Source organism: Variovorax sp. V116 (genome assembly GCF_041154435.1).
In the GTDB taxonomy this organism is placed as follows: Bacteria; Pseudomonadota; Gammaproteobacteria; order Burkholderiales; family Burkholderiaceae_C; genus Variovorax; species Variovorax paradoxus.
In genome coordinates, this window is the sequence record NZ_AP028662.1 from 1,233,132 (window position 1) to 1,244,941 (window position 11,810).

Consider the following 11,810-nt stretch of genomic DNA (forward strand, 5'->3'; position numbering starts at 1 on the left):
CCGAAGCTAGCGGAGCTCGCCTGCACTCAGTTCAAGCCCCGTGCGCTCCTTCACGAACTGTTCGACGGCTTGCACCAATGCATCGCAGTCCGCTTTCGTCGTGGGTATGCAAAGGTTGATCATTCCGCGCTTGGCTATCCAGAACCCCTGTTTCAGCAGATCGAAGTAGAAGAGATCTCTCAACGGAATATGACTTGCCTTCAGGTCGCGAACGCTATTGACCACGGCACGCGTCATGTGGACATTCATCATCGAGCCTCGGCCGGTGAACGTCATGGGAAGCTCGGACCTCGAGGCAATATCGTTCAGGCGCTGCCGCAGCTTTTCTCCACGTGCCGTCACCTCGGAAAGCAGCGCTTCGGTGAGCACATGCTTCATTCCGGCGGAGCCCGCCGTCATGGTGAAGATGTTGTTGTTGAAAGTCCCTGCGTGGCTGATCGAGTTCGGACCGAGCGGATTGAAACGGCCCATGATCTCTTGCTTGCCACCGAAAGCCCCAAAGCTGAAACCGCCTCCCAAGTACTTGCCCAGGGTGGTCATGTCCGGACGGATTCCGTGCAACGACTGCAACCCGCCGAATGCCAGCCGAGACGTCATCACCTCATCGAAGATCAGGACTGCGCCGGTGCGCGTCGTCCAGTCACGCAGGAACTTCAGGAACTCCTTGCTGGCGGGGATGCAGCCGCCAGAGCCTTGCATCGGCTCCACGATGACTGCGGCAATCTCACCCGCATGTTGGTCGATTAGAGCGGCGGCGGCTTCGGGATCGTTGTACGGCGCCAAGACGAAGTCGAATGGCGCGGTAAGGGGGTGACGGCTCGCACCTGAGAACACGAACACACCGCCGTGGTAGGCGCCCTCGAACACTACAATCTTGTTCCGGCCAGTGACAGCGCGTGCGGTCTGAATGGCATACAGGTTGGCCTCCGTTCCGGAATTTGCAAAGCGCAAAAACTCCATGGAGGGAAAACGCTCTCGGATGAGGTGGGCCATCTCAGCCTCCGCTTCGGTATGGCCGCCCATCGACCATCCCTGCTCGAGCGCCTGCATCACCGCTTCGCGCAGTATCGGATTCGAGTGACCGTAAAAGCCCGCCGTGTACTCACCCAGGAAATCCCGGTACCAGTTGCCGTCCAGTGAACAGACGCGTGCGTCCTTGCCGGCCACCAGCGTCAGAGGGAACGGATCGGTGAAGATCACTGTCCGGGTGTTGCCCCCCGGCATGACCTCGGCGGCCCTGAGATGCTGTGCGTAGCTTCGTGGGTTGGCCTTTGTGTATTCCTCTTTCGCTTCAGCCAAGGCAATGCTGACATGTCGGGTCTTCGCAGTAGTGTTCATGAGTGTGTTGATTGGAAGTAAACGGTGTTGTGGTTCGGCCCAGGACAAGGTCTCTTCAGGCTGCAATGGCCGAGTGCCCCAGGTAGGCTTCGCGGACTCGATCGTTCGCCCCGAGCTCTGCTGCCGAGCCTTCGAGCACGACCTGCCCGCTCTCAAGGACATATCCTCGCGAGGCAACGCTGAGGGCCAGGACGGTGTTCTGCTCTACCAGCAAGACAGTCAAGCCCTCGCCATGGATGTCAGCGATTCGCGCGTAAACCTCCTCCGCCAAGCGGGGAGCCAAGCCGAGCGATGGTTCGTCAAGCAGCAGAACCTTGGGGCGCGCCATCAAGCCGCGCCCGATGGCGAGCATCTGCTGCTCACCACCGGAAAGAGACCAGCCCAACTGGGTCGACCGCTCTGCCAGACGGGGGAATAGCGAATAGACCCGATCCATGTCCGACCGCAAATGACCATCCGAACGCCGGATGTGGGCCCCCACCAGCAGGTTCTCCTTGACCGTGAGCCCCGGAAAAATCTTCCTTCCCTCGGGCACATGAGCAATGCCAGCACGCACCCTCTGTTCGATGGACAGGTGGCTGATGTCTTCGCCGTCGAAAGTGATGGCCCCAGTGACAGCCAGTACCCCCGAGATCGCCTTGAGCAGACTGGTCTTGCCCGCCCCATTGACCCCGATCAGGGCAACAGCCTCTCCGCGATCGACGTGCAGGTTGATGCCGCGCAGCGCGGCGATGTCCTTGTAATACGCGCAAAGATCTTTACAGTGAAGCACTTCGGTACCCCTCTCCCAAATAGGCGGCGAGCACGGTTTCGTTTGCGGAAACCTGCGCGGGCGTTCCTTCGGCGAGCTTCTTGCCGAAGTTCAGGACGGTGATGCGCTCGGCAAGCCGCATCACCATGTTCATGTTGTGCTCGATCAGCACCACCGAGAGCTGGTGCTCCTTGCGAAGTGCCTGGAGAAGGCTCATCAGGCGCTCCACCTCACCGGAGTTCAGGCCTGCAGCGGGCTCATCCAGCAACAGTAGTTTTGGACGGCCCACCATTACTTTGGCCATCTCGACCAGTCGGCGACTCCCATAAGACAACGAACCGATCTGCCGGCCCGCATACTGGGCGAGGCCGAATCGTTCCAACATCTGCAAAGCCGCTTCCCTGCTTTCAGCCTGGTCCACGGAAGCGTTCCGCGGTGAGTACACCAAACGTAGAAGCGATGGCGGCTTGCGTGCCGAATGACCCATCATCACGTTCTCCAGAACGGTCAGCCTCTCGAACAGGCGTCCGTTCTGGAAGATTCTTCCGACGCCCATACCGATGATCTCGTGGGTCTTGCGGGATGAGATATCGCAGCCATCGAAGACGATTGCACCCCGGGTGGGACGCGCCAAGCCGGTCAGCAGGTTGATCAAGGTGCTCTTGCCCGCTCCGTTAGGTCCGATCACAGAATGAAATTCACCCTGCTTGACCTGAAAACTCACGTCGGACAAGGCACGGACGCCACCGTAGTCCTTGCTGACGGCCTTCACTTCGAGAAACGCCATTTGCCGGCCTCCTTCGATGACAGTTGCGCCTTCCACTTGCTCCACGCGAACCCGAACAAGCCTGCCAGGCCTCTGGGCGCGAGAAAAAGCATCAGGAGAACGAGCAGGCCAAAGATCACGAGATAGGCGGACCCGAGCCACCGTAGCCACTCCGGCAGGAACGTGATGACAAACGCACCCAGGATGGATCCAAGGATGGTTGCTTCGCCGCCGACGACCAGCATCGCCAGGTACACAATCGACGTGCTGGTACTGAAATCCTCCGGCGCGACAAACCGTGCATGTAGAACGAACATCACTCCGGCTACGCCGGCGTATACGCCGCCTAAGGTCAGAGCGGTCACCTTCACGGCGGTCACGTTCAGGCCTGAGACGGAGGCTGCGAGTTCATCGTCCCTGACCGCAATCATCGATCGTCCCAGCTGGCTGTGCCGGACATAGGAGGCAAAGACTGCAAGCAGCACGACGGCAACCAGCGCAAGGTAGTAGAACCGCCGCTCCGAATCGAACGCGAATCCCAGTATCGTCAGCGCCGGGATGCCAGTCAGCCCGTTGGAGCCGCCCGTGATCTCTACCAGGTTAGAGACAACGATGATGAAGCTCACGTTGATGCCCAGCGTGGCAAGCGCGAAGTAGTGGCCCTTGAGCCGCAGTAGCAGGATGCCGGTCACGTAGGAGAAGGCACCCGCGGTCGCCATGCCGATCAGGCACCCTAGCCAGGGATTAAGGCCAAATTTCACGGAACCGATGGCCACTGCGTAGGCTCCCATGCCGGCCACCGAGGCATGCATCATGGAGATCTGTCCGGCATACCCGAGCACGAAGTTCAGGCCCAGCACAGCCGCAGATGAGATCAACGCAGCGTTCGTCAAGCGGACCCAGTACTCCCCCACTGCGTTCGGCAGCAGGCTCGCGGCGCCCAGGCTGAGCACAAGCGCCAGAATCAAGCTGGCGTTCCTTGCGTTTTTCTTGTTCATGTCAACCTCGTTCCGAAATCGGCTCACCGAAGATGCCCTGTGGACGCGCCACGAGAAAGACAACCATGGCGCCGAAGCACAGAAGGTCTTTGTAGGCAGACGAGATGTAGGAAGCGCCCAGGATCTCCGCAAGTCCCACGAAGAGTCCGCCGGCAATTGCGCCAGGCACGCTTCCAAATCCACCGATGATGGTGGCAGCAAAGGCCTTCAATGCGATCGCATCGCCCATATGCGCGTCAGCGAACCACATCGGCGCGATCAGCAGGCCCGCGAAACCAGCCAGCACCGCGGCAATCGCCCAAGAGCACGCTAGCAGCAGTCCGACAGGCAGCCCCATGAGCCGAGCTGTGGGAAAGTCCTGCGCAACAGCTCTCATGACGCGTCCAAGGGAAGAATGCTGCATCAGCACGTACAAGGCTGCGACGAGGACCGCCGTAATGCCGATACTCGCCAATGCGTGCGTCGATATCGCGCTGTCGAAAACGGTGAGCGTTCCGTCGCCGAACGGCGATGGCAGCCGGAACGGGACACTCCCCCAGATCAGGTTCGCTCCGTTCTGCATGGACAGTCCGATCATCACCGTGGCAATGACCACGGTCACAGGAGACTGCGTGCGAAGCGGAAGGTGGACTCCAAGATAGAAGAGGAAGCCGAATACCCCCATCATTGCCACCGCCAACAGAATCGCCATTGGCATAGGCAGGCCGAGTTGCAGCACGGTGGTGACGCCAAACATCGCGCCGAACATGACGAACTGCCCGGCTGCGAAGTTCACGATGCCGGTCGCCGAATAGATGGTGACGAAGCCCAGCGCTGCCAATGCATACACGCTGCCCAGGGCTACGCCACTTACCAAGAGTTGAACAAGATCTTGCATCTCGTGTGCCCTGGTTGCGCGCTCGTCAGGGTGTTGCCACGACTTTGGACACGAACACCATGTCCTTGGTGCCCTTCTTGAAATTCACGATGGTCACTTCGTGAATTCCATTGCCAGCATCGTCGAAAGAGAATGTTCCAGCGACGCCCTGGTAGTTCTTGACCCGTGCGACGTAGTCGCGCAGCTTTTCCGGATCGGGGCCAACCTTGCGCAGGCCATCGGCCAGAATCATCGCGCCGTCATAGTAAACCGCCGCATAGGCATCCGCGTCGACGCGGAACCTCTCCTTGTATTCCTTGACGAAGCTCTTGGCGTTCGGGTTGGTTTCCAACATGACGTCAATCACGCCCCAGACATTCTCGAGGTCAGCAGCAGACATCAACTGCATCGCCGATGGAAGAAAAACCCCCGAGGACGCGACGATCGGCTGTTTCAGCCCCATGGTCTTGATCTGGCGCAGCAGCAGCGCACCGTCTTGCGGGAAGCTCAGTGCGATGATCGCGTCGGCACCTTTGTTCTTGAGGCTCAGCAACTGTGCGGACATATCTTTGTCATTGCCACCGTAGGCCTCGGATGCCACAACCGCGATGCCTGCGTCTGCCAGGGTCTTGGTGGCTGCCTTCGCTGCACCTTGACCGAAGTCGTTCTGGATGTAAATGATCCCAGGCTTCGTTGCCTTCAAAGTCCCCTTGACGAACTGCGCCATGGCCACGGCCGCCGTGCTGTCGGCGGGACGGATCCGGAACATGTACGGATTCTTCAGCGCTTGGAGCGCGTCCGCTCCGCCCGCATACATGACGGGCACGCGCGCCTTCAAGACTTCGGGGGCAACGGCCATGTTCTGCGTGCTGTAGCTCGACAGGAAAACGAAAGTGGGTTTCTTCTCCTGCACGATCTTCATGAACGCGTTGAGCGCCGTGGGATTGGTCGATTGCGCGTCCTCGAAGACGAAGCGGATCGGTTTCCCGTTGATCCCGCCCGCCTTGTTGACGTGCTCCTCGGCGAGTCGAAGGGAGTTGTGGTACTGCGTGCCTGAGAGCGCCGCAGGACCCGTGAGGGGCACGGTTGCTCCGATTTCAATGGCGCTCTGGGCAAACGACGGCATGCCGGCGATCGCCACGAGTGAGGCCGAGACGAGTTTGAGTAGCAGCTTGCGGTTGGTCATGCTTCGCTCCTTACGGGAGAGTTGGTGGGGAACTGGTTGGGTCGATCGTTCATGCAACTGAGTGCAGTCGGCAGGACTGCACGTCAGCGGCGCTGGCTTTCGTTGAAATAGCCGTTGCGCCGATCGCTTGCAATATCAGCGTCGCTGCGCTCCGACGGAGTGCCGTAGCCACCGCCGCCGGGAGTGCTCACCTCGATCCAGTCGCCCGCCCTCAGGGCGATGTCGTCGGCTTTCGAGATGTGCTCTGGAGTGAACTCCCTTCCATCCTGGGAGATCAAGATCTGGTTGGTGGCGCCCGGCTCGCCGCCAAGAATTCCGGGGGGGCCGAACTTTCCGTGATCCATCAGGAAGGACACCTTGGCGGTGCCGCGAAGGAGCCGAATGCGATAGTTGACGCCGAATCCACCTCGATGCTTGCCCGCACCGCCGGAGTCTTCGCGCAGGTTGTAGTGCTCGAAGCGAATCGGGTAGCGTTGCTCCATGATCTCCACCGGCTGGCTCTTGCAGATGCCGATCGTGGAGCATCCATTGGTGATGCCATCGCCGGACCACCAGCCGCCGTATCCGCCGCCAGAAAAGTAGTACATGACGTACTCGCGTCCGTTTTCAGGGTCCACGCCACTGAGGTTCAGGTTTCCACTGGTCCCTGCGGCAGCGCCGAAAAGCTTCTGTGGAATGGCCTGCGCCAACGCAAGAAAGATCGATTCCATGACGCGCTGAGAGACCTCAGCAGCGCAGCCAGCAACGGGCCGAGGGTATTCCGCGTAAAGAAAAGTTCCGTGCGGCTTCTTCACTTCGATGGGCGCGAAGCAGCCGGCATTGATCGGCACGTCGGGAAAGACATGCTTGAACCCGAGGTACACGGACGAGACCGTCGATGCCCAGACTGAATTCATTGGTCCTGAGCATGGCTTGCTCGACTTGGAGAGATCCACGGTCACCTGGTCGCCGCTGACCGTGACTTCGGCGTGAACCTCAAGCGGTTCATTCACCACACCGTCGCTGTCCATGTAGGTAGTGCTGCGGTAGACGCCGTCGGGAATGGCCCTGATGTGCGCGCGCATCATCTGCTCGGCCCTGCGCTCGAGTTCTTCGATGGCGATGTCCACGATTTCGACGCCGTAGCGATCAAGGAGTGCGGTAAGACGCTCGGCGCCCTTCTGCAGGGCCGCAATCTGTGCCTTGATATCGCCGATGCGTTCGTCGGGGATACGGATGTTCGCGAGAATCAGCTTCACCATTTCGTCGTTCATGACGCCGTCGCGCACGATTCGTACGGGAGGTATGCGAAGTCCTTCCTGGTGGATCTCCGTCGCGGTGCTGCTGAATCCGCCCGGCACCATCCCGCCCGTATCGGGCCAATGTCCCGCGTTCGACAGGTAGCACCAGAGCCGACCCTTGTAGAAGAACGGCCTGACCATCTTCACGTCCATCAAGTGCGTGCCGCCCCGATAAGGGTCGTTGACGATGATGATGTCGTCCTGACCGAGGTTCGGACACTCCTCAAGGACGCAGCGTGTCGTTTCCTGCATCACGCCGACGAATATCGGCAGGCCCGTGGCGCCCTGCGCAATCAACCGGCCATCCTTGGCGCCATAGATGCCGTTGGAGCGATCGAACGCCTCCGAGATGACTGGGGAAAAGGAGGTCTTCTCATGGACAAGATCCATTTCATTGCAGACCTGTGCGAGCCCCTTTTCGATGACGATCAAGGTGACGGGATCGAGTACTCCGCTGACTTTGCTGGTGTTCATGGTTTTCAGGTTCCGTTGTTCAGTTGGGACTCAGGCATGGAGGTCGATCAGGATGTTCCCGAACTTGTCGACCGTCGCGCGAGTGCCTGGATCGATCACCACGGTCGAGTCGGCCTGCTCAACGATGGCGGGGCCGACAAACACGGCACCGGCGGGCAGCCGCTCGCGGGAATAGATGTTTGTCTCATGCCAGCGCCCGTCAAAGAAGGCCTTTCTGCTGCCGACAAGCGCGGCTTCGAGGGTGTTGCCTTCATCCGGCCGGAAGATGTCGATGGAGATCCTGTCGCGCACCCCGATGACGGTGGTACGAACGTTGGCGAGCACGGGCTTCATCTCAGGAAGGTCGAGGCCGAAGCGGTCAAGATAGGCGCGAGCGAATTCCTGACGAACCTGCTCCTTGTTGAAGACACCCGCGTCGGTGGGCAGCTTCATGACGTGGGTCTGCCCCTGGTACATGAGATCGAGTTCGTTGCGCACGACCACTTGCTCGACTGAAACGTTCTCTCTTCTCAACAATTCCCGCCCGGCATCGGCCTGTGCTTGCATAACCGCGATCACGTCTTGTGGGTCTAAGCTATCGAAGGGTGCGTTGACAGTCTGTACGAAGTCGTGCCGCACATCCGAAAGGACGCATCCAAGCGCCGAGGTCAGGCCGGGAAAGCGCGGAACGAGCACCTTGGGAACGCCCACTTCGCGGGCGATTGCCACGGCGTGAAGAGGGCCTGCGCCACCATAAGGCATAAGCACGAAATCGCGGGGATCCTGACCCTTGTCAATGGAGATCAAACGGATAGCACCCGCGAGCTCGCTGACGGCAACACCAACGACCGCTTGAGCAGCCTCAAGAGCGGACATTCCAAGCGCTTTGCCCAGATGTTCCGAGAAGACGCTTTCGATCTCGCTCAAGGATGCGGGGCTCTCGACGCCTGTGATAGCGTCATGGTTCAGGCGACCAAGCAGGTAGTTGGCGTCCGTCACCGTCGGCAATTTTCCGCCGCGCCCATAGGCGATGGGACCGGGGAAGGAGCCTGCGCTTTCCGGCCCGATGCGCAGCATGCCCGCCGTGTCGACTCTGGCGATGCTCCCGCCGCCAGCGCCCACCGTGTGGATGTCGATCATCGGAATGCGGACCGGCAGCGCATAGGCGAGTTCTTTCTCCGCGCTGATCACCGGCTCGCCGTCGGCGATGAGGGCCACGTCATAGCTCGTGCCACCCATGTCCCCGGTGATGATGTTTTTGACCCCCGCCGCCTTCGCGATCTGGGAGGCAGCCAGGACACCCGCGGCCGGCCCGGACATGACAGTGTGCGCAGCGTGGTCGCCCACCACTGACGCGGCCATCATTCCGCCGTTGGCCTGCATGATCATCAGTTCGTTCTTGAAACCCTCGGCGGCCAAGAGTTCGCCGACACGGCGCACATAGCTCGTCACGATAGGGCGGATCGCTGCGTGCACTGCCGCGGTGCTGCCTCGCTCGAACTCCCGCATTTCACGCACGCATTCGTGGCCGGCCACCACGTCTGCGGTGTGCCAGAGCTTGCGGACGATTTCGGCGGCGCGCTTCTCGTGCTCCGGGTTGGCGTACGAATGCAGGAAATGGATCACCACGGACTCGACGCCCCGGAGTCGAAATTGCTCGACCGCAGCGATCACATCCTCTTCATGGAGTGGCTCGACGATGCCGCCGTTCGAATCCATCCGCTCACGGACTTCGATCCGGTCCTGCCGCTCGATGAGCGGCCGAAAGGTACCCGACAGACCGTACGAGTTGGGGCGTGTGCGTCGGCCCAGCTCAAGTACATCCCTGAACCCTTGGGTCGTGATCAGTCCGCAGCGAGCACCCTTGTGTTCGAGCACAGCATTGGTTCCGGCGGTCGTACCGTGGACGAGCCAGGAGATCTCGGACGGCGAGACGCCCAGCTTGGCGATTCCTTCCAGAAAACCCTTCGCCCGATCGTCGACCGTGGTCGGCACCTTGGCGGTCCTGAAGATGCCCTTTTCGCCGTCGACAAGCATGAAGTCCGTGAACGTGCCACCGACGTCGACTCCAACATTGATTGAACCCATTGCATTCCTTTCTGGTTTCGCTTTTCGAGACGATGTTCTCGTTTTATGATATTCTTCGCGAAGTGCCTTTGGAGCGCAAGACTTTTTTGACTAGGGATATCCCCGGGAGATCAATGGCGAAAAGCCGTCAGGCGGCCCGAGTCCGCACTTCCTTCTGGGGAAACACGCGAGATGCGATGATTGGCTTTGCAAACACACTGGAGATGAAGTGACAAACGCAAACGACGTGAGTGGTCCCCTTGACCGCTACTTGTCGATCCTTGAAGTTGTGCTCGCCTCGAAGCAGGGGCTTACCTTGGCGGAGCTTTGCAAGATCCTCGACCTGCCCAAGCCCACGGCACACCGCCTGGTTTCCGCGCTAGGCAGCGCCAAGGCGCTTGAGGTTGCCGACGAAGGCCTGAAGACCTACCGCGTCGGTGCGCGCATGTCGCGGATGCTGCAGCTCGGACGCAGTGACAGCGCCCTGATCAACTATTGCCAGGTGGTGTGCAACGAACTTGTGAGCGAGCTCGAAGAAACCTGTTACGTGGTCAAGCTCACGCCGCAATCGGCGCACACGATCGCAGTGGCCGTCACCGAGCATGGGTACAGGATGCACGTCGGCGAAGGTGCCGTGATGCCGATGCATGCGGCAGCTTCTTCCAAGATATTGCTTGCGCACCAGGACGACACATCTCGACGGCGATACCTCAGCGGACCGCTCGAGAAGCTCACGCCTTTCACGATCACAAGCGTTCGCCAGGTCCTCTCCGAAATCGAAAAGGCCAAGAAGGACGGCTACGCCACTTGCGTGGGTGAAGTGGACCCGTCCACCAAAGCGTATGCGGTGCCCGTCTCTTCCCCAGTGGGCGTTTTCTATTCGGTGGGTGTTACCGGACCGCAGTTCAGAATCGACAAGCGACCCATGGCATATTGGATCGACCACCTGCGAGACGCCGCCCAGAAGCTGGAACGCATTCTGGAGATGCCGCACCTCGACGGCGCGCAATTTTCCACTGGGCCGAGGGGTGCAACGGCCCGCCGTCCCGAGCGCAAGGCAGCTGGCTGACAGCACCGCTGTTCGTCGAAGGCGTCAGGAGTGTTGGATTCCACCGATCTCTGACCCGAGGGGGGTACGGATAAAAACTTGGACTGGTTTATGTCGCAAGTCCAAGACTCTCTCGATATTCGATGGGGCTGAGAGAGCCAAGGGAGAGCTTGATCCGCTTCTCGTTGTACCAGCGGATGTAGAAATCAACTTCTTTGATGAACTGCTCGATCGTGGTGGCCTTCCAGTCCCGAGGGTAGAACAGTTCCGTTTTCAGCCGGCCGAAGAAGCCTTCGCACGCGGCGTTATCAGGCGAGCACCCCTTGCGAGACATCGAGCGAACCAGCTTCGCGTCCCCGATCCTCAATAGCCAACCAGGCCAGCGATAGTGGGCACCGCGATCAGAGTGAACGATGGGCCGGGCGTTGCCGTCGACCACGGTCTCGATGGCCGCATCCAGCATGGTGTTGACCAGCTCAGCATTTGGATGCTCCCCAATGGACCAACTGATGACCAAGCCATCGAAGCAGTCGATGACGGGAGAGAGGTACACCTTGCCAGCCGGGATCTGGAACTCGGTGATGTCGGTCAGCCACTTCTCGTTCGGCGCTGCGGCGCGGAAGTCACGATTGATGAGGTTCTCGGGCGCTGGACTGATCTCTCCCAGATAGGCGCCGTACCGGCGCCGCTTGGGTTTAGAGACGACCAAACTCTCTTGTCTCATCAACCGCTGCACGACCTTCTCCGAGATCGTGACGCACTGCCTGGCCAGAGACGCCTGCAGCCTGCGGTATCCGCGTAGGCCATGAGCCTGATGCCTGTCTTCTTCTTCAGGTCTTCACCCAGTTCCTTGCCGAATGGTCCGTCGAGCACCGCATAGGCGTGTGCATGCGACTGGAACATATACGGCATGCTGAAGATGTTGAAGGGCCGATAGACGCCGGAAACGCCGCCCTCATGCACGACACCGAGTTCGACGGTGCCGAGGCGCAGGCCTTCCATGATCTGCGTTGACTGGATCAAGCCCATGATGGCCGCGGACGTGATGACGCTCGCGGACGAATGGT

Annotated in this window: 10 protein-coding genes and 1 pseudogene; 1 reads left to right on the top strand and 10 read right to left on the bottom strand. The window is 60.1% G+C overall.

Annotated features, from left to right (window positions below; translation table 11 throughout):
• Positions 1-6: 6 nt before the first annotated feature.
• The 8 genes from ACAM58_RS31855 to ACAM58_RS31890 all read right to left on the bottom strand — a co-directional run bounded on the left by ACAM58_RS31855 (position 7) and on the right by ACAM58_RS31890 (position 9,716).
• Positions 7-1,338, bottom strand: coding sequence for an aspartate aminotransferase family protein (locus ACAM58_RS31855; RefSeq protein WP_307596941.1), 1,332 nt, complete (start codon positions 1,336-1,338; stop codon positions 7-9).
• A 55-nt stretch (positions 1,339-1,393) separates the two neighbouring features.
• Complete coding sequence (locus tag ACAM58_RS31860) at positions 1,394-2,110, bottom strand: ABC transporter ATP-binding protein (protein ID WP_307596942.1); 717 nt, start codon at positions 2,108-2,110, stop codon at positions 1,394-1,396.
• Positions 2,097-2,876, bottom strand: a complete 780-nt coding sequence (locus tag ACAM58_RS31865) for an ABC transporter ATP-binding protein (protein WP_307596944.1) — start codon at positions 2,874-2,876, stop codon at positions 2,097-2,099. Before ACAM58_RS31865 ends, ACAM58_RS31860 begins: the two co-directional genes overlap by 14 nt.
• Positions 2,858-3,853 (bottom strand): branched-chain amino acid ABC transporter permease, encoded by a 996-nt coding sequence (locus ACAM58_RS31870; RefSeq protein ID WP_369664730.1) that lies wholly within the window; start codon positions 3,851-3,853, stop codon positions 2,858-2,860. The genes ACAM58_RS31865 and ACAM58_RS31870 overlap by 19 nt, the downstream gene beginning before the upstream one ends.
• Position 3,854: 1 nt before the next feature.
• Complete coding sequence (locus ACAM58_RS31875) at positions 3,855-4,730, bottom strand: branched-chain amino acid ABC transporter permease (protein WP_125967082.1); 876 nt, start codon at positions 4,728-4,730, stop codon at positions 3,855-3,857.
• Positions 4,731-4,755: 25 nt separating this feature from the next.
• Positions 4,756-5,895 (bottom strand): ABC transporter substrate-binding protein, encoded by a 1,140-nt coding sequence (locus tag ACAM58_RS31880; RefSeq protein WP_307596948.1) that lies wholly within the window; start codon positions 5,893-5,895, stop codon positions 4,756-4,758.
• Between the two features lie 83 nt (positions 5,896-5,978).
• Complete coding sequence (locus tag ACAM58_RS31885) at positions 5,979-7,649, bottom strand: hydantoinase B/oxoprolinase family protein (RefSeq protein ID WP_369664731.1); 1,671 nt, start codon at positions 7,647-7,649, stop codon at positions 5,979-5,981.
• Positions 7,650-7,679: 30 nt separating this feature from the next.
• Positions 7,680-9,716, bottom strand: coding sequence for a hydantoinase/oxoprolinase family protein (locus tag ACAM58_RS31890; RefSeq protein WP_369664732.1), 2,037 nt, complete (start codon positions 9,714-9,716; stop codon positions 7,680-7,682).
• Between the two features lie 208 nt (positions 9,717-9,924).
• Here ACAM58_RS31890 and ACAM58_RS31895 point away from each other — a divergent pair, with 208 nt between their 5' ends.
• Positions 9,925-10,764 carry an IclR family transcriptional regulator gene (locus ACAM58_RS31895; protein ID WP_307596951.1) on the top strand — a complete coding sequence of 280 codons (840 nt, stop codon included), beginning with the start codon at positions 9,925-9,927 and terminating at the stop codon, positions 10,762-10,764.
• A gap of 88 nt (positions 10,765-10,852) precedes the next feature.
• On the opposite strand, the pseudogene ACAM58_RS31900 reads toward ACAM58_RS31895, so the two are convergent.
• Positions 10,853-11,539, bottom strand: a pseudogene (locus ACAM58_RS31900) (IS3 family transposase); the annotation flags it as partial.
• Complete coding sequence (locus ACAM58_RS31905) at positions 11,467-11,772, bottom strand: hypothetical protein (protein WP_307596952.1); 306 nt, start codon at positions 11,770-11,772, stop codon at positions 11,467-11,469. The pseudogene ACAM58_RS31900 and the gene ACAM58_RS31905, both read right to left, overlap by 73 nt.
• Between the last annotated feature and the right edge of the window lie 38 nt (positions 11,773-11,810).

Coding starts and splice junctions, on each gene's coding strand:
- ACAM58_RS31890 (WP_369664732.1), bottom strand. CDS start 9,716: ATGGGTTCAATCAATGTTGGAGTCGACGTCGGTGGCACGTTCACGGAC.
- ACAM58_RS31870 (WP_369664730.1), bottom strand. CDS start 3,853: ATGAACAAGAAAAACGCAAGGAACGCCAGCTTGATTCTGGCGCTTGTG.
- ACAM58_RS31875 (WP_125967082.1), bottom strand. CDS start 4,730: ATGCAAGATCTTGTTCAACTCTTGGTAAGTGGCGTAGCCCTGGGCAGC.
- ACAM58_RS31855 (WP_307596941.1), bottom strand. CDS start 1,338: ATGAACACTACTGCGAAGACCCGACATGTCAGCATTGCCTTGGCTGAA.
- ACAM58_RS31880 (WP_307596948.1), bottom strand. CDS start 5,895: ATGACCAACCGCAAGCTGCTACTCAAACTCGTCTCGGCCTCACTCGTG.
- ACAM58_RS31865 (WP_307596944.1), bottom strand. CDS start 2,876: ATGGCGTTTCTCGAAGTGAAGGCCGTCAGCAAGGACTACGGTGGCGTC.
- ACAM58_RS31905 (WP_307596952.1), bottom strand. CDS start 11,772: ATGGGCTTGATCCAGTCAACGCAGATCATGGAAGGCCTGCGCCTCGGC.
- ACAM58_RS31885 (WP_369664731.1), bottom strand. CDS start 7,649: ATGAACACCAGCAAAGTCAGCGGAGTACTCGATCCCGTCACCTTGATC.